General features: G+C 47.9%; 14 protein-coding genes. 7 read left to right on the top strand and 7 right to left on the bottom strand.

The genetic code is table 11. The features are described from left to right. Positions 1-13: 13 nt before the first annotated feature. A complete protein-coding gene (locus tag AC1S5B_RS17005; protein ID WP_482036897.1) occupies positions 14-136 on the bottom strand; it encodes a hypothetical protein in 123 nt (40 codons plus the stop codon). A gap of 318 nt (positions 137-454) precedes the next feature. On the opposite strand from AC1S5B_RS17005, the gene AC1S5B_RS17000 reads away from it, so the two are divergent. After that, the gene (locus tag AC1S5B_RS17000) at positions 455-1,009 is read left to right on the top strand and encodes a cyclic nucleotide-binding domain-containing protein (protein ID WP_482036896.1); all 555 of its coding nucleotides are present in this window, start codon (positions 455-457) and stop codon (positions 1,007-1,009) included. Positions 1,010-1,183: 174 nt separating this feature from the next. Here the strand turns inward: AC1S5B_RS17000 and AC1S5B_RS16995 are convergent, their stop codons facing one another. Further along, on the bottom strand, positions 1,184-2,257 hold the full coding sequence (locus AC1S5B_RS16995) for a SpoIID/LytB domain-containing protein (protein ID WP_482036895.1): 1,074 nt from the start codon (positions 2,255-2,257) through the stop codon (positions 1,184-1,186). Positions 2,258-2,680: 423 nt separating this feature from the next. Here AC1S5B_RS16995 and AC1S5B_RS16990 point away from each other — a divergent pair, with 423 nt between their 5' ends. After that, on the top strand, positions 2,681-5,692 hold the full coding sequence (locus AC1S5B_RS16990) for a PAS domain S-box protein (protein ID WP_482036894.1): 3,012 nt from the start codon (positions 2,681-2,683) through the stop codon (positions 5,690-5,692). 276 nt (positions 5,693-5,968) lie between these two features. Here AC1S5B_RS16990 and glyS read toward each other — a convergent pair whose 3' ends face one another. Beyond that, positions 5,969-8,170 (bottom strand): glycine--tRNA ligase subunit beta, encoded by a 2,202-nt coding sequence (gene glyS, locus AC1S5B_RS16985; RefSeq protein ID WP_482036893.1) that lies wholly within the window; start codon positions 8,168-8,170, stop codon positions 5,969-5,971. Between the two features lie 303 nt (positions 8,171-8,473). Here glyS and AC1S5B_RS16980 point away from each other — a divergent pair, with 303 nt between their 5' ends. The 5 genes from AC1S5B_RS16980 to AC1S5B_RS16960 all read left to right on the top strand — a co-directional run bounded on the left by AC1S5B_RS16980 (position 8,474) and on the right by AC1S5B_RS16960 (position 12,586). After that, positions 8,474-9,196 (top strand): Crp/Fnr family transcriptional regulator, encoded by a 723-nt coding sequence (locus AC1S5B_RS16980; protein WP_482036892.1) that lies wholly within the window; start codon positions 8,474-8,476, stop codon positions 9,194-9,196. 282 nt (positions 9,197-9,478) lie between these two features. Further along, complete coding sequence (locus AC1S5B_RS16975; protein WP_482036891.1) at positions 9,479-9,952, top strand: response regulator; 474 nt, start codon at positions 9,479-9,481, stop codon at positions 9,950-9,952. 141 nt (positions 9,953-10,093) lie between these two features. Next, positions 10,094-11,083 carry an S-layer homology domain-containing protein gene (locus AC1S5B_RS16970; RefSeq protein WP_482036890.1) on the top strand — a complete coding sequence of 330 codons (990 nt, stop codon included), beginning with the start codon at positions 10,094-10,096 and terminating at the stop codon, positions 11,081-11,083. 95 nt (positions 11,084-11,178) lie between these two features. Beyond that, on the top strand, positions 11,179-11,739 hold the full coding sequence (locus AC1S5B_RS16965) for a hypothetical protein (protein WP_482036889.1): 561 nt from the start codon (positions 11,179-11,181) through the stop codon (positions 11,737-11,739). 130 nt (positions 11,740-11,869) lie between these two features. Further along, the gene (locus tag AC1S5B_RS16960; protein WP_482036888.1) at positions 11,870-12,586 is read left to right on the top strand and encodes a dienelactone hydrolase family protein; all 717 of its coding nucleotides are present in this window, start codon (positions 11,870-11,872) and stop codon (positions 12,584-12,586) included. A 57-nt stretch (positions 12,587-12,643) separates the two neighbouring features. Here AC1S5B_RS16960 and AC1S5B_RS16955 read toward each other — a convergent pair whose 3' ends face one another. From AC1S5B_RS16955 to proS, 4 genes are all read right to left on the bottom strand, one after another. Beyond that, a complete protein-coding gene (locus AC1S5B_RS16955; RefSeq protein WP_482036887.1) occupies positions 12,644-13,027 on the bottom strand; it encodes a phosphomannose isomerase type II C-terminal cupin domain in 384 nt (127 codons plus the stop codon). Between the two features lie 76 nt (positions 13,028-13,103). After that, positions 13,104-13,772: a GerMN domain-containing protein gene (locus tag AC1S5B_RS16950; RefSeq protein ID WP_482036886.1), complete on the bottom strand. Its 669-nt coding sequence runs from the start codon at positions 13,770-13,772 to the stop codon at positions 13,104-13,106. A gap of 130 nt (positions 13,773-13,902) precedes the next feature. Continuing rightward, on the bottom strand, positions 13,903-14,793 hold the full coding sequence (locus AC1S5B_RS16945; RefSeq protein ID WP_482036885.1) for an LmeA family phospholipid-binding protein: 891 nt from the start codon (positions 14,791-14,793) through the stop codon (positions 13,903-13,905). A gap of 103 nt (positions 14,794-14,896) precedes the next feature. Further along, positions 14,897-16,744, bottom strand: coding sequence for a proline--tRNA ligase (gene proS, locus AC1S5B_RS16940; protein ID WP_482036884.1), 1,848 nt, complete (start codon positions 16,742-16,744; stop codon positions 14,897-14,899). Between the last annotated feature and the right edge of the window lie 275 nt (positions 16,745-17,019).

Raw genomic sequence — 17,019 nt, 5'->3', positions numbered from 1 at the left:
AAAGCCATGAAACTTAGTGGGCTGAGCCATTGCCGTGATAGTTATCCGAATTATAGAAACCATTTTTAGTGCCAAAGAATAAACAGGCAATGGTAAAGAACACGGTTAGAATCACTAAAACTAGTTTGACATCCATGGGGCGATCGCTCCTATTTAAAAATCAATCGTCAGCCTGATAGCTACATGTCTACACTCCATGTCTACAGGTGTAGCTATGTAACTATCTATTCAATGGCTCTATCTTGCAGGCATTGTAAGACTATTTTATTAAAAACTTGGTGATTCAAAGATTTTTACAACAAGTCTTTTTTGTAAAAGCAGGACACTTATGCCCAAATATGGCGCGATCTCCAAAGTTATCGCCATCAAACCAGCCCACATCGGTCAGATCGGTTAAAACAGAAAGAACCGCAGACATAAGATCGAAATCAATAGGCTTGGGGAAGGTGAGGCAATGTCCATGAAAACAGTATTGTTCCTTTTAGGAGAACTGGATGACGACGATATTGATTGGATGCTAGCCACCGGAACCCGTGAGACTATGCCAGACGGAACTGTGCTGATTGATGAAGGTATCCCCATTAACAACCTTTTTATTTTGTTAGAAGGAACCCTCAGCGTTACCACTGCCGCTACCCAAGGGCGCGAAATTGCCAATCTTCTTAGCGGCGATATTGTAGGGGAAATGTCTTTCATCGACACGCGACCTCCTTCAGCAACCGTTTCTGCGAAAGGGGAAGCTCTCGTTTTATGCATTCCCAGAGAGAAGCTAGCCGATCGCCTCAGGTTTGATATTGGCTTTGCCGCCCGGTTTTATCGTGCCTTAGCGATTTGCCTTTCTAGCCGGATGCGTTTGACGGTAAATCAATTACAAAACCGGGATAAGCCTCAATCCGGTCATCTAAATCACGAACTGCCCGTTAGTGAGTTGGCAAAAGATGCTTTGGAGAGTATTGAATTGGCAAAGACACGCCTAGACTGGTTACTGCGACGACTGAAGGATGATTAAACCTTCTTGTTTCAAGGGTTCTGGTTCTTTACTCTGCAAAATGCAGTCTGAAAGGCAAACAAGCTTGGCGGCAATTTGATCGTGTTACTTCTATCATTACCACGGCAGATTTCTCTTGATGAGAGTTCACCCGTCCAGGTAAGAAAGAGATCGCGCACCCTCCCTCCTTAAGCGCTATTCCATATCCATTTCAATCCGCCCAATCCCTGTTCCAGCGTAATAATTGGCTAGAATGGCGCGATAGCTATAGCCTTTCTCTGCTAATCCTAAGGCTCCAATTTGGCTCATGCCCTTCCCTTGAAAGGCATCAGTCACAATATCGTCTGTTGCAGCATAAAGCGATTCCACTACGCCACCTCGATAGCTGACAAACTCTCCTCCTGTATTGTTTACGGCTTGCCTAGTGGTGCTTGCTTCGCTTTCAATCCCTTTATAGACTTGATAATATTCATCAGCACCCATGTCATAAAACTGACGATTTACAGGCTTGATATGGTAAGTCAATGCATAGGATCGGGCGGCGACGGCTTGAGCTTTCAATGCTTCCATGGGCCAACTGGGGGACACTTCACTCCCGACTACGCTGTAGAGGTAATGTTGCATACTGACGTAGTTCACTGCCCACAAACTCCCTTCTTGACACACAATCAGCATTCGTCCGCGATAGTCGCGATCTCCGACTCGAATAGTTCCATTGGGCGTTGAGTCAATCACTACAACCGATGGAAGCTGCATCGACTCGATCAACATGCCTTGCCCATCGGCTTGAATGGTATGGGTTGATTGCGCCGATAGTGTGTGGATCGGGTTCCCCTTGATATCTAATATCACCCCGCCCTTGGATGTACTAATGGGCAAGGTATCTATTCCAGCAGCGATCGCGATTCGCATTTCAATTGCAGCATCAACCGCTAAGTTGGCAGGCAGGGGAATTGAGGCAGCAACCGATTTACGAGACGGGGCGGTTGATTTTTTTTGAGGAATCGCTTTGACTGGAACTGAGGCTGGAGCGGGACGAACGGAAGACTTAACAGAAGGTTGTTGTGAGGCTGCGAGCAAGGATGGTGGTTTTGCGACTGAGGTAGGCAGTACTGGAGTTGGAGCTACCACTGAAGTGGATGGCGCTGATGATTGGCTTTTTGCAAACGGTAAGTTAAGCAATGGAATTAGCCCTAACACGGGAACAATTAACCAGGGGTTTTGCCTGATCCAATCAAAAATTGCATGTCTATCCATCTTTTCAGGCATTGCAGTTGACCCGTATGAAATCTGCCAGAATTCTCCTTATGCATTTTAACTGCTCGATCCGCCCTCATGCTTAAAATCTCACACTTAAGATGTAGAAGCAAAAAATACGATCGCGTTTTACATCTCAATCAGGACTCATAAATCTTGTTTTAGGACTCAAAAAGAGACTCAACTGAGATGGCGAGACAACATCTGATATTACATTTGAAATATGAATCAGCCTGCTCGTCTTAATTGAGAATCATAAATCTTGTTTTAGGACTCAAAAAGAGACTCAACTGAGATGGCGAGACAACATCTGATATTACATTTGAAATATGAATCAGCCTGCTCGTCTTAATTGAGAATCATAAATCTTGTTTAAGGACTCAAAAAGAGACTCAACTGAGATGGCGAGACAACATCTGATATTACATTTGAAATATGAATCAGCCTGATCAATCATCCCTACAAAATAATCTTGCTCAAGGGCATCGCTGGCGATCGCGGCTTATTGTTTTGGGTGCGTTCTTGGGGATAGCCGGATTGGTGGGCGGGTTCGTTTGGCAGAATGGGCAAGCGCAGAATGGGCATATTCTGTTTTTGCTGGTTGGCTTCAGTGGGGCGATCTCCCTAGGAGTTTCAGGTATCCGATTGATTCGTCTATCTTTTCAACGGTTATTAGACTCGAAAACACAATTGGAAGCGCAAGTGCAAACGCAAACCAAGGCGCTTCGTCAATCTGAAGAAAAATTTTCTAAAGCGTTTCGCTCTTCTCCTAATCCACTCGCGATCGTTCAATTCACGAATGGACAAATTTTAGAAGTTAATGATAGTTTTCTTGAGCTTTCGGGCTATTCGCAGCAGAGAATCTTGGGCAAAACTGCCCTGAAACTTCCTTTATGGGTGAACCCGAAAGACGCGATCGCGATCAGTCGTTGCTTGCAAGACACTGGAAGCGTCCATAATTTGGAAATCACCTACCGTACCCAAGTGGGGACTATTCGGACGGCACTGTTATCGGCTGAATTGGTTGAACTGGATGGGAAACCCTGCGCGATTTGCGTGAGTACCGATATTACCGATCGCAAATGGGCTGAAACTATTCTGACCTACAGCAAACAGCAGCTTGATTTGCAAAATTCGACTCTAGATGAATTGACTCGCAGTCATGGGTTGGATCGGGGGGACTGGCAGACGGCTGTGCAAAAAATAACGGCGGCGGCGGCTACGACCCTCGCCGTTGAGCGCGCTAGTATTTGGCTATATACGGAAACAAAATCTAGTATTTGCTGCGTGGATTTGTATGAATTGTGGGGCGATCGCCATACAGTCGGCATGGAGATTTTTTCTAGCAATTATCCGACTTATTTTCAAGCCTTGGAAGCAGATGAAATCATTGCGGCTACGGATGCCAATCGCGATCCTAGAACTCAAGAACTCTCGCATTCTTATTTGCAACCTAATCAGATTGCGTCGATGTTGGATACACCGATTCGGCTAGGCAAAGAAACGATTGGAGTACTGTGCATAGAACGCCTCAACGTTTTTCGCCCTTGGACGGTGGAAGAACAAAGTTTCGTGCGATCGCTGGCTGACTTGATCTCGCTTGCCTATGAAACAGATCAGCGCCAGCAAGCAGAAGTGGCGCTTCGCCAAAGTGAACTCAAGTTTCGCAGCATTGTAGAGAACGCCAATGACATTATTTATATGTTGACTCCAGAGGCAATCTTCTCCTATGTTTCGCCGAATTGGGCGCTGATATTAGGGCATAATCCGGCGGATATTGTTAGCCGTTCAGTGAGTCTGATGATTCATCCTGATGACTACCCACGCTGCACGGAGCAGTTTAATCAATTGATTCAAAGAGATACGCTGATCTCAGGTTTAGAATATCGAGTGCAACATCAAGATGGCACATGGCGATGGCATGTTTCTAATCTATCCGCAGTGCGGGATGAAGCGGGAAAAGTTATCTACTGCATTGGCATTACGCGAGATATTAGCGATCTTAAAGCGGCTGAGGTTGAGCTTCAAACTGCAAAGGAAGCGGCTGAAGTTGCGAACCTTGCCAAGAGCGAATTTTTGGCAAATATGAGTCATGAATTGCGAACGCCACTCAATGGAATTCTAGGCTATGCCCAAATTCTTAAACGCGGCGATCTGACTGCTGAGCAACGGAAAGGACTAAACACAATCCATCACTGTGGAGAGCATTTGTTGATGTTGATCAATGATGTGCTGGATCTATCCAAAATTGAAGCTCAAAGCATGACGTTACACCTGACTGAGTTTCAGTTTCCCAACTTTCTCCAGGCGATCGCGACTCTATTTCACCTCAGAGCCGACCAAAAAGGGATTACTTTTCTCTATGAGCCGCTCACTCCTCTACCTGAAGCTGTTCAAGGCGATGAACAACGCCTTCGGCAAGTTCTCATCAATCTGCTTAGCAATGCGATTAAATTTACTGATCGCGGCGGTGTCGTTCTCAAGATCGGCACTATCACAGATCCTTCTTCTCACCCCCCATTCACTCGTCTCCGGTTTCAAGTGGAAGATACAGGGATTGGCATTGCTCCAGAACATCTACACGAAATTTTTCAGCCGTTTCATCAAGTGGGCGATCGCGATCGGATGATCGAGGGAACGGGTTTAGGGCTGGCTATTAGCCATACTCTGGTGGAGATGATGGGCGGCAATCTGACTGTAAAAAGCACCAAAAGCACAGGAAGCTGTTTCGCTTTTGAGCTAGACTTTGCCGCTGTTGAACATTGGCAGGAGCAAACTCCAACCAAAACACCTAAAGTTGTGGGATATCGGGGCATCCGCCGCCGAGTATTAGTGGTCGATGAGCGATCGACGAATCGGGCTGTTTTGGTGCAAATGTTAACGCCGCTGGGGTTTGAACTGATGGAGGCTGAAAATGGGCAAGATGCTTTAGAAAAAGCGGCGCACTTTCAACCAGATGTTATTTTTATGGATTTAGTGATGCCTGTGATGGATGGGTTTGAAGCGACTCGACAACTCCGGCGATCGCCCACCTTCCAAAACATGATCATCATTGCTGCTTCGGCTAGCGCCTTTGACCATGATCAGCAGGCAAGCCTCGGTGTCGGCTGCAACGCTTTTTTGTCTAAACCGATTGTTTATCAAACCCTGCTAGATACTCTCAAAAATCTACTGTCCCTAGAGTGGGACTATGAACTTGCTTCTAGCACTCCACCTTTCGCTTCTCCACTTTCCGCTGAACCCATGCCCCTTCCACCCTTAGAGGTTCTAGACAATCTCATTATCCTTGCTCGAATGGGTGCTGTATTAGAAATTCAAGATCAGGCACATCAGATTGAACAAAACACTCCGCTTGTGGCTGCTTTTTCAGCGCAAGTTTGCCAGTATGCTGAAAACTTTCAAGTCCGCCAACTGCAAGAGTTTCTTCAGCAGTGTCGAGAGAGGTAACAGGTTTCAGGTTTCAGGTGTTGAGTGGCGAAATTCGATTTCTGGCGCTGCGGAAGTGGGAACGGCAATATGAAGTGGGAACGGCAATATGAAGTTGATTGGGTGTTCCATAGACGCGATCCATTTATGTAGAAACCATGATTGACTAATTGCGGAAACCGCAATTAGTCAGGACTCTTTTAATATCTCACAAGCTGCTTCTAGCAGGAATTTCAGGGGTGTTTATATGTTTGAAAAAAATGGCTGGACTAAATTTGGACTAATTTTTTCAAGCCTTCAACTCTTCACGATCGCGCCAAAATCTGCCAACACCCGCGCATGATTCCGCAATACGCCCAACAAGTTTAAGCGATTTTGTTTAATGGCGGGATCAGAATCCATCACCAGGACACTATCTTCCCCATCAAAAAAATTAGCAACCGTCGGCGCAATCTGCCCTAGCGAATCGATTAACTTCTGATAATCTCGTGTTCCTTGCACTTGGGCATGAACCTGACCGAGTGCCTCAAACAAAGCTTGCTCTGATTTTTTTTGAAACAAGCTTGGCTGCACAACCACTGCCGGATCAAGCTGCTGCGTATCTAATGTCCCTTGAGCCGCCAGCCGAGAAGCCCGGTTCACCGTTTCATAAATCGTCGCCAGTGTACCATCGTTGCGAATAGACTGAAGGAACAACGCCCGATCGCGCACTTCCAACAAATCAGACAGAGATCGCTGCGTATATTCCAAATCGTTTTCTCCCAGCACCGCATTTACCAAGTCGTAATCAATCTGGCGATCGTCCTGTAGCAACGTGCGGATTCGCTGCAAGAAAAAATCTTGAAGTTGTTGGTTTAGTTCTGGCACAGATAGCTTTAATACAGTTGAAAATAATTCAGCAAAATCAGCAATCACTTGATCTAATAACAGCGTCAGATTAATCGGCAAGTTCGCTGACCAAATGATATTGACGATCGCATTGGCAGCACGACGCAACGCAAACGGATCAGACGAACCCGTAGGAATCATCCCTAAACCAAAAATGCTGACCAAGGTATCCAAGCGATCCGCCAAGCCCACGATCTGCCCCGTTAAAGAACTCGGCAAAATATCTCCCGCCCCACGGGGTAGATAATGTTCAAAAATTGCATCCGCCACCGCTTTGGGTTTGCCCGATGCCAGCGCGTATTTTTGCCCCATCACGCCTTGCAGTTCTGGAAACTCGCCTACCATTTGCGTTACCAGATCCGCTTTACATAGCAGCGCTGCCGCTTCTACCCACTCGCGATTCGTTCCATGATCCCGAAGGGAATCGCCTGCTTCCATGGGCAGTTGATCCACAATATGTCCTGCCACTCGACCAATGCGATCGACCTTCGCCCGCACCGAGCCTAAGTCTTGCTGAAACGTGACGGTTTCTAACTTAGGCAGATACTCTTCCAACGGAATCGCGCGATCGGCATCAAAGAAAAACTTACCATCCGACAATCTTGCCCGAATCACCCGCTCATTTCCCTTTGCAATCAGATCTGCCTGACTCGGATTCCCATTAGAAATCGTGATGAAATAAGGCAACAGTTCATCCGACTCTGCCGACTTCAGCACCGGAAAATAACGCTGATGGCTTTCCATCTCCGTTGTGATTACCTCCGTCGGCAATTCTAAAAACTCTGCATCAAATTTGCCCACCACCGGCGATGGGTACTCTACTAAATTCGTCACTTCCCGCAGCAGCGCCAGATTGATCACCGCCACTCCCTTCACCGTTGCCGCAGCCATTTGAATTTGTTGCTCTATTAATTCGTGACGCTTTTCAACATCCACTTGCACAAAAGCATTTTTCAAAATGCTCACATAGTCTTTCGCGTGGGGAATAGATACGGTGTCTGGATGCAACACGCGATGCCCTTGAGACACGCGATCGCTGTGGCATCCCTGTGACCCATTCATCAGTGCGATCGGCAACACCTCGCCATCCAACACCGTCACCAGCCAGCGAATCGGGCGCGGAAACTTCAGGTCTCCATCGGCCCATCGCATAAACCGTTTGCCTTCCAGCTTCGTAATCCACTCCGGCACTAGCGTCGTTAAAATATCGGCAGTTGCCTGACCCACAATCGTTTTACGCATAAACACAAAGTCGCCCTTCTCCGTCGGGCGAACTTCTAAATCTGCTACGGCAACCCCCTGTTTCTGAGCAAACCCGATCGCCGCTTTCGTCGGTTGCCCATCCTTAAACGCCGCCTGCGCCGGAGGACCTTTCACTTCTTCCGCTTGGTCGGGCTGGCGCTCTGGCAATCCCCAAATAATCACCGCAATCCGGCGCGGGGTGCCAAAGTATTCGATTTTTTCTGGAGTTAGACAGCGTTCAGTAAGACTGTTAGGAATCCGCGATCGCCATTGAGTCAACGCCTCATCTACAAACGCCGCTGGCAATTCTTCCGTTCCCACTTCCAATAAAAATGTCGCCATGACTAACCCTAAAATCCCAGATTTCATTCAACCAAATCTTTACCAGTGTACCGTTAGCCACGGAATGCAGATTAAAGATCGCAGTTTGAAGGTATTAAATGGCTCTTAAAAAGAAAAACTGGCTGTCTAAGTACGAACCCGTACCGACACAACGCCCAATGCAACTTAGCGTTATCATAATAGAGACGATATAACAACCTGCTGTTGGCTACGCCTACTTACTCGCAGCTAAAATTAATTAATCGAACATTTAGGACTAGGCTCTGAATTCCCCTCCTGATGTCGATGGTTGGTTTCTACCACACCGCGACGGAGCTTTCTTAGTCTTAAATGATTCAAAATTCAGCTAAACCTAGAAATAGGTTACTTGCCGCATTGCCTGCCGCAGACTATCAGCGGCTATTGCCCGATCTGCAACTCGTCTCCCTTCCCCTCAGAAAAATTGTTCACTTCCCTGGAGAATCAATCGAATACGTCTACTTTCCCTACCAAGCATTGATTTCCTTGGTAACAATACTAGAGGATGGCTCAACGGTCGAAAATAGTTTGGTGGGAAAAGAAGGCATGGTGGGGGTGCAAGCCTTTTTAGGAAATGGCATGCCCCATCAAGCGATCGTTCAAATTGAAGGCGACGGAGTTCGGCTACCCATCGCAGCATTTAAGGCTGAGTTTAATCGGCGGGGAGCTTTACACGATTTGCTGTTCTGCTATCTACGGTTTCTGCTGATCGAAATGGCTCAAGGAAACGCTTGCAATTGTAATCACACCCTTGAAGAGCGCCTTGCTCGTTGGTTACTCAATGTCAGCGATCGCGTAGAAGATAAAGAACTTCCCCTCACTCAAGAATTTATTGCTCAAATGCTAGGCACCCGTCGTGCCGGAGTCACCGTCGCAGCAGGTATCCTTCAGCAAGCAGGTATGATTCGCTATCGACGCGGCAACATCACCATTTTGAGTCGGGAAAGCCTGGAAGCCACCACCTGCGAGTGTTATCAAGTGATTAAAACTGATTTGGATCGATTGCTCAAAACTTATGACCTCCAAGCCTTATAGCCACAGATTGAATAAGTTATAACCAAAAATCCTTGAGAATAAAGCACAGCGGGGGGTTGTTGTCTTAACCTTTCTCGTACTGCTTTTAGAAAAATTTTTAAAATGCGGCAAATGAGTACAGTTTCGTACCGACATCCCGCCGAAAGAAATTTAGCATCGTAGTCCTACGATGCTAAATTTCTTTTTTCTGTCTATCTTTCACTCGTCCTATGAGTTCAATCTCTAAGCCCCAGCATCGAGTTTCTTTCTAATCCATTGAAACGACAAAGAGTTTGACTAACTATGAACCTGGAAAATCCACTATTGCAAATCAGCAATAGTGACCTTTCCCTGAATGGGATCAGAGTCCTTGTAGTGGAGAACGACGCGGATACCCGGTTACTCTACACCATCCTATTAGAATCGTATGGAGCCGAAGTCTTTTCGGTTGACTCAGTAAAAAATGCCTTAATTGCAGTAGAACAACGAAAGCCCCATCTTTTGATCAGTGATATTTATTTACCCGGCGAAGATGGCTACAGTCTAATTTCTAAAATTAGAAGTTTAGACCCGATGCAAGGCGGACAAATTCCCGCGATCGCCGTCACCGGGATGCTTAGAGACCTGTGTGAAAATTCCTCACCCGCTAAATTTCAACTTCATTTCACGAAGCCAATTGACCTGAATGACTTAGTCATAGCAGCGGCTGCCTTAGCCAAGCCAGAACTGATGCCTCAAGTTTCGGCTTCGCCCAACTCACTAGGGGTTGAGTACTGAGCAAAGTCAAAGCATAATCTCCCTACTAAGAGCAGATATTGCCGAGTTAATCCGTGATTTGTAGAAGGATCGCTTTACAAAATCGGCTCATATCTCTAGGATTGGGGCAGCTTGAATCGAGATTTTTTGGGTCAGGGCATTATGTCAAATTCTTCACCTCCAGGGCAGCGTCCACCTCATCTGCGAGATGACGAGCCGATCGCGCTCCTGATTGCATTTCTATCATTTGGAGCAATTTTTCTAGGGATACTCAACCTAAATCAGGGGCGGTTCTCCATTGGAAATTTTCTAACAAAAGCGGGGGAAACCCAAGCGCCTCAAGTCATAACGACACCACTGCCTCAAACTACAGAAACAGAAATAGAAGCAGGAGCAGGAACAGGAGCAGAAATCAATGGTGGTGTCGAAAAAGCTCCCCGTTTAGACAACTCTCCTCAGCCGCCCGTACCCAATACAGGGGTAGTCACGACTCCCGGAAACCCTGTGGCTATAAATCCATCACCAATGCCCTCGATCGCCCCATCCCCGACCCCTATCCCATCTGCTAGCCTAACTCCTGCAAAACCCGGTGGTGCGCCTCTCTCGTTCGTGGATGTTCCAAAAACCTATTGGGCATATCCTTTCATCACCGCGCTTTCAGCACAGGGGATCATCGGTGGCTATCCCGATGGCACGTTTAAGCCTGACCAACCCGTCAAACGGTCAGAGTTTGCCATTCAAATTCAAAAAGCCTATGCCAAACCTAACACCTTACCTCCGATCGCATTCGTAGACGTACCTCAGAATGATCAGTTACTACCCGCAATTGATCAAGCCGTCAAAATGAACTTTATGAGTGGCTATCCCGATAAGACATTTCGCCCCAGTCAAAAAGTCTCGCGCCTAGAGGCAGCAGTCTCAATGGCAAGAGGCTTTGCCCTGCCTACGCCCTCTGATCCTGAAGCGATTTTGCAAGGCTATGTAGATCAAAATCAAATTCCTGAGTGGGCACGATCGCGCATGGCAGCCGCTGTTCAAGCTGGTCTAGTCTCCGGTGATCCAGATACCAAACAGCTAAAGCCAAATCAGTCCGCATCTCGATCCGACATTGCGGCATTAGTTTACAAAGGGCAAAAGCTAGTAGCTAAATAAAAAAGTATCATTGAGCCATAAAAAAGTATTTCAGTTCTTAGGAGTTGCGCTTAAATGTAGACAGGTCTGCATCGCAGTAACCTAAGGAGTGAAATATGCACCCATTCAAAAGTCATCGATTAAATATGCAAGTAGTAACCCGCTGGAAAAATCAACTCGCTGCGATCGGCGGTGTGGCTCTTGCCGCTGGCTTATTCGTTAGCACCCAATCCCCCGTTCAAGCCCAAGCAGCCTACGGTAGCTATATTGGTGGGGGTGTATCGTTTGGGGTAACTAACGGCGGCGGCGGTCCAAACGAAACCACGAATGCTTCGGGAAACCTCGCAGTTCGCTACAAGTTCTTAAGAGCGCCCGTTTCATTGCGAACTCAAGTTTTGGTCGGTGGAAATGGTGCAGCGATCGTTCCCACGGTTTCTTATGATATTCCGATTAACTGGCAGGGAGATGCTTACATCGGAGCCGGAGCCTCCATCGTCAGAGGTGACAAAACTCCCATTGGGAATAAAGGCAGTTTTGTCATTCAACCCGGCGTTGATTATTCCTTGCCCAACACCAGCTTGATGCTGTACACCAACGCGATCATTGCATTTGATGGCTATAAATCCAATAATGGAACCGCAGTATCCATTCAAGCAGGCGCAGGGCTTCGGTTCTAGAACAGGCTTTGAATCAAACAATTTAGCTTAGCCCACTCACCCTCAACAGCCTCTGTACAGCATTAGGTTGCACCAATCACCCAATCCGACATCTTAGGACAGTACGCAAATCATAAGTGGGAGTGATAACGTGCAAATCAAAGAGACAGAGGTGATGATTTCTACGCCTGATGGCTCTATGCCTGCGTTTTTGTATCAGTCTACTGAAGGCGGACAAAAACCAGGCATAATTCTTTTAATGGAAGCCTTTGGTTTAACTGCTCATATTCGAGAGGTTGCAGCCCGAATTGCAAACGAGGGCTACATGGTTCTCGCGCCAGATCTGTACTATCGTGAGTTACCAAACAATAAGTTTGGATATAGCGACGTTGAGCAAGCTATGGCAATGATGTATCGCCTCAACTTTGGCAAGCCTGTAGAAGAAGATATTAGAGCCGCGATCGCATACCTGAAATTACAAGCCGATGTGTTTCCAGAGAAGGTCGGAATCACCGGATTCTGCTTAGGCGGCGGGCTAACCTTTTTCACGGCTTGCAAGTTTTCAGACGAGATTGTTGCAGCGGCTCCCTTTTATGGAATGGTGCTAGATGAATGGATTGAGGCAATTACAGACATTACGGTGCCTATCTATTTGTTTCACGGGGGTGCCGATCCGTTCATTCCGCTTAAACGGATTCAGCAAGTCGAAGCTCGGTTCAAAGAACTTGGCAAAGCGTACACCTTAAAGGTCTATCCTGATGCCGATCATGGTTTTTTCTGCAACGAGCGTTCTTCCTACAACCGTGTAGCAACCGAAGATTCATGGCAGGAGCTTACACAGTTTTTCCGCCAGCATTTGCAAAAGTAACTTACACCCTGTAACTCGCGCCGTGGGCTGCTTTTTTGTTGCAAACCCAATGCAGACCTAATAAGTATCTTCAAACCGGGTGATGTCATCTTCACCGAGATACTCGCCATTTTGAATTTCAATCATCACCAAAGGAATTACCCCAGGATTCTCCACCCGATGGGCAGTAGACATTGGCACGTAGGTAGACTGATTCTGAATTAAGATAGTTTCCTTTCTGTCACAAATCACCTTGGCGGTTCCAGACACAACCACCCAATGTTCACTGCGGTGGTAGTGCATCTGCGTCATGATGTGGTGTCCGGGTGCCAGTTCAATCCGGTTAATCCGATAGCGACTTCCTTCTTCAAGCAGCGTGACATTGCCCCAAAATCGGACACGAGTTGCCTCATTTTCTGAAGCTGCCTCGTCGGTGATTAACTGAGAATTGTTATCGCTCATCGATCGCTCCATTGGAGATGTACTTACCCGCTACAATATTAAGCTTCCTAAATTAGCTTGTCAGCACCACTCAGCCCTACATTGGAAAGTCTTGTTCAAACTTTTGTCGAGTTAGGGGTTGATCCAACACTAAGCCCTCGCCTCCCAAAGTTTCCAATGGTTTCCCTTCAACCGAGAACCAAACACCAGTAGCCGGATTCAGGCTAGTCGCCGTATATAAAATTTGGGCTAAGCGACCTATCATTGAGGTGCTGCCGCCACCGCGAGTAAACTCCTTGGACAGATCAATGTGAATCCCATCAGCTTTAATCGAAAGACTACGAAGCTGAGTTCCAGCAGGAATAGTGGTGGTTTCATCCGCAGTTTTGGAACCTGCCAGAAGTTGCTGAATGGCACTTTCAAGTAGGGCGTTTGGATCTCCACTAGAGCTTACCTTCACCGGACGCGGCGCAAGCTGAATTGCAGTATCCGATGATTTTAACCAGTAAACCTGGAGAGTTTTCTCCGCAGTTGCCGGAGCAGGATTGACCGAGGGATTTTGAGTACTTGAGTTAGAAGGAATGGGTGCCGTAGGCTTGCCATCGTTTCCAAACTGAGACGATTGGATTGGATTGACAGGAGGCAGGGGTATAGTGCGAGATGACCATGCCCACCAAGCAGCCCCTCCCCCCGAAACCAAAACGATCGCGGAGAACGCTGCAAGAATACCGGGGGGAATCGGACGGCGGGGCTGTTGGTCTTGCATCAGAGGTTTCCTCAAACGGTTGAATATCGATTACGAGCGATCGCGTCATCGCATAGGTCATCGCAAGTTTAATAGATCTACATCGGCTTGGAGCAAATTCAGCAATAAACAGGCAAGAACCTACAAAAATTTAAATCTTTAACCCTTGGGGCAGCCGCAAAAACGCCACAAGCTCCAGTTTTTTATCTTTGACCTCAAATTTGATCACCCTCGCCGTCAGTTGCGACCATTGCACTTGACCCAGACCCCCAGGTAAGCCGCTCAACTGCTCTAACTTAAACCGACTAAAAAGATCCGTTGCAAACGCTTGAATGATTTGTTCCGGCAGTTCCTCCCCATTCAGCTTCAGCACGGGTCTGGTTAAGGTCAGCCGTTGTCCTTCCGCAAACGTAAGCCCCGATTCTGCCTCAACTTTGAATTTTTCAGCCGTTTTCACCTCTTCAATCTCAACCTGTAACCGGATTCTGCCACCGGGCAAAAATTCCACATTAGGGTTCAAAATCCGATACTCATCCAGCTTGGTTCGCAGGTCTTGGATGCGCTGAGGAATTCCCGTTCTTCCTGCGTCCCCCGACGGTTCCGCTTGCACTTGTTTGCTGTTGCTATTAGTCAAACCTCTCAGCAGCTTTTGAATTTCCTGTTGAACGACGGGAGCCTTCAGCGCACTAATTAGATCCTCTTCCCGAATCACCAGCCGCATCCCCACGCCCAATGGTGCCTGTAGCTCCGTCTTTTTCTCCTTTCGCAGCGCTTTAACATTGATGTTGATCGGATCAGTTTCAAACTCAAGGGTGTCGATCCGAATGCCTTCTAACGGAAACAGCCCCCGTCCGGCAATCCGAATTTTGTCTACTTTGCCCCCAATCGCATTGTGAACCGGGGTATTATCCACCCGCACTTTGAGTTGCTCTACCTTTTTGAATTGACCACGAATCGTACTTTCAGCGACTTTATCAATCCCAAAGTTAACAGGAGAGAGAACACTGATGAGGCTGGAAAGGATCAGGATGAAGATTTGCATGGTAGGTGTCGGGTGTTAGGGGGTAGGTGTCGGGTGTCAGAGATCAGGTGTCCGGTGTCAGGAGCAAGTAAGAAAGGAATGGAGAGGCAAGCAGCAGAATCCCTCAATTATTCATCAATTGGGTAGCTTCGATCAGCCATTGTTTGAGGGTAGAAACGACATCGGCGATCGCCAGTTCTTGAATTTCATGGGTGGCACGTCTCACCACTTCAACCTTGCCGTTTTTCAGCGATTTTCCCGTCACAACCCGATAGGGAATGCCAATCAGATCTGCGTCTTTAAACTTTACGCCAGCCCGTTCATTGCGATCGTCCAATAGCGTTTCAATTCCGGCTTGATTTAGGTCAGCATAGAGTGTTTCCGCCGCTTGCACCTGCTCCCCATCCGCCATGTTAGGAATCACCACGATCGCATGATAGGGCGCGATCGCCGGCGACCAAATAATCCCATCCTTATCATGAGACTGCTCAACGGCAGACTGCGCCAACCGCGACACCCCTACGCCATAGCAGCCCATCACCAACGGTTTTTCTTCCCCCTGCTCATTGGTGTAAGTCGCCCCCAGCGCTTCAGAGTATTTGGTGCCGAGTTGAAAAATATGCCCAATTTCAATTCCCCGCGCGGTTTGCAGCCGTTGGGTTGGGTCGTGAATGGCGCGATCGCCCGCCGTTGCCTTCCGCAGATCCACCACCAAATCTGGCAGCGTAAACTCAGCACCCCAATTTGCCCCCACCTGGTGATAGCCCACTTCATCAGCACCCGTGACAAAATCCTTCAGGTCTACCGCCGTTTTATCCACCATCCGCAAAAACTTAGGAACCACTATTCCCGCTGCTTTTGAGTCAACCGGAGCAGGTTTTGGCGGTTTGATGTATCTATCAGATAAATTGGGTGCCATATAGCCCAAAGGCAACGGTTTCGCCGCCCACAGCGCTTGAGCCTCCGCATCCGGCACCGTCAGCCCAATCACCGTACTGCCGCCATAGTTGCTTGCCAGCTTGACCAACTCATTTTGCAGCTTCACCTCATTCACATCCTGATCACCCCGAATACTGATCAGCACCAATACCGTCCGTCCGCTGTCATACACCGCTTGATACAGCACATTTTTAACAACGGTGGTGGGGGAGCACTTCAGCAATTCACACAGTTTGGCGATCGTTCCAGCGCCCGGAGTTTCTCGTTTTTCAGCAGTTGTAAAAGGTGATGTTGCTGCCTCAGGTGGTAGCGCGATCGCTTTCTCCACATTGGCGGCATACTTGCCATCCTCGGTATAAAGGATTTCATCTTCACCCGCTTCCGCCAGCACCATAAATTCTTGCGAACCAGAGCCACCGATCGCCCCAGAATCTGCATCCACCGCCCGAAATTTCAATCCGCTTCGCCGCAAAATGTTGTGATAAGCCTGATTCATTTTTTCATAGGTCGCCTTCATGCCTGCCTCGTCAGCATCAAACGAGTAGGCATCCTTCATAATGAATTCCCGTCCCCGCATCAAGCCAAACCGGGGGCGAATTTCATCCCGAAACTTCGTCTGAATTTGGTACAGATTTACAGGCAACTGACGATAGGAACGGATCATGTCACGGGCGATCGCCGTAATCACTTCCTCATGGGTCGGACCCAAGCCCATCTCTCGCCCCTGGCGATCGACCAGCGAAAACATAATCCCTTCCGCCTTCGTGTAGGTGTCCCAACGCCCCGATTCTTGCCACAGTTCCGCAGGCTGCATCTGCGGCAGCAAGCACTCCTGCGCTCCAGCCGCATCCATCTCCTCCCGCACAATCCGCGACACCTTTTGCAACACCCGCCACATCAACGGCAAATAGGCATACACCCCGCTCGCAACCCGACGGATATATCCCGCCCGCAATAACAGCTTGTGGCTAGGAATTTCCGCCTCTGCCGGATTTTCTCGCAGAGTGACAAACAGCATTTGTGACAGTCGCATGACCCGCTTCCTTTTCAGCCTTCAATCATCACCAGTGTACGGTATTGCGGCTAAACGGATGCAGCGATTCGTGAAACCGTCAGCGAAGCTTTCCGCAGGACTTCCTATGGGAATTGCAGTCATTCAGAAAAGAGAGTTTGGCAGAGAGCCGTGCTCTACCAAGAGCCACCAAAGGACTCAAGCTTCACCGTCTCAGCCGTAAATCGGGTATAAGCCCCGTCTTTCTAAAGTGGCTTATCACCTAAACTAGCGCCAGTGGCAAAGGTCTCAACCCC

The organism is Leptolyngbya sp. CALU 1928 (assembly GCF_056784215.1).
Note: the sequence above shows the minus strand (reverse complement) of the source record. Positions and strands in the feature narration are given on the sequence as shown.

What these genes read in the sequence shown, in the direction of transcription:
- AC1S5B_RS16965 (WP_482036889.1), top strand. Translation starts at nt 11,179, where the DNA reads ATGCACCCATTCAAAAGTCATCGATTAAATATGCAAGTAGTAACCCGC.
- AC1S5B_RS17000 (WP_482036896.1), top strand. Translation starts at nt 455, where the DNA reads ATGTCCATGAAAACAGTATTGTTCCTTTTAGGAGAACTGGATGACGAC.
- AC1S5B_RS16950 (WP_482036886.1), bottom strand. Translation starts at nt 13,772, where the DNA reads ATGCAAGACCAACAGCCCCGCCGTCCGATTCCCCCCGGTATTCTTGCA.
- AC1S5B_RS16945 (WP_482036885.1), bottom strand. Translation starts at nt 14,793, where the DNA reads ATGCAAATCTTCATCCTGATCCTTTCCAGCCTCATCAGTGTTCTCTCT.
- AC1S5B_RS16995 (WP_482036895.1), bottom strand. Translation starts at nt 2,257, where the DNA reads ATGCCTGAAAAGATGGATAGACATGCAATTTTTGATTGGATCAGGCAA.
- AC1S5B_RS17005 (WP_482036897.1), bottom strand. Translation starts at nt 136, where the DNA reads ATGGATGTCAAACTAGTTTTAGTGATTCTAACCGTGTTCTTTACCATT.
- glyS (WP_482036893.1), bottom strand. Translation starts at nt 8,170, where the DNA reads ATGAAATCTGGGATTTTAGGGTTAGTCATGGCGACATTTTTATTGGAA.
- proS (WP_482036884.1), bottom strand. Translation starts at nt 16,744, where the DNA reads ATGCGACTGTCACAAATGCTGTTTGTCACTCTGCGAGAAAATCCGGCA.
- AC1S5B_RS16990 (WP_482036894.1), top strand. Translation starts at nt 2,681, where the DNA reads ATGAATCAGCCTGATCAATCATCCCTACAAAATAATCTTGCTCAAGGG.
- AC1S5B_RS16970 (WP_482036890.1), top strand. Translation starts at nt 10,094, where the DNA reads ATGTCAAATTCTTCACCTCCAGGGCAGCGTCCACCTCATCTGCGAGAT.
- AC1S5B_RS16975 (WP_482036891.1), top strand. Translation starts at nt 9,479, where the DNA reads ATGAACCTGGAAAATCCACTATTGCAAATCAGCAATAGTGACCTTTCC.
- AC1S5B_RS16955 (WP_482036887.1), bottom strand. Translation starts at nt 13,027, where the DNA reads ATGAGCGATAACAATTCTCAGTTAATCACCGACGAGGCAGCTTCAGAA.
- AC1S5B_RS16980 (WP_482036892.1), top strand. Translation starts at nt 8,474, where the DNA reads ATGATTCAAAATTCAGCTAAACCTAGAAATAGGTTACTTGCCGCATTG.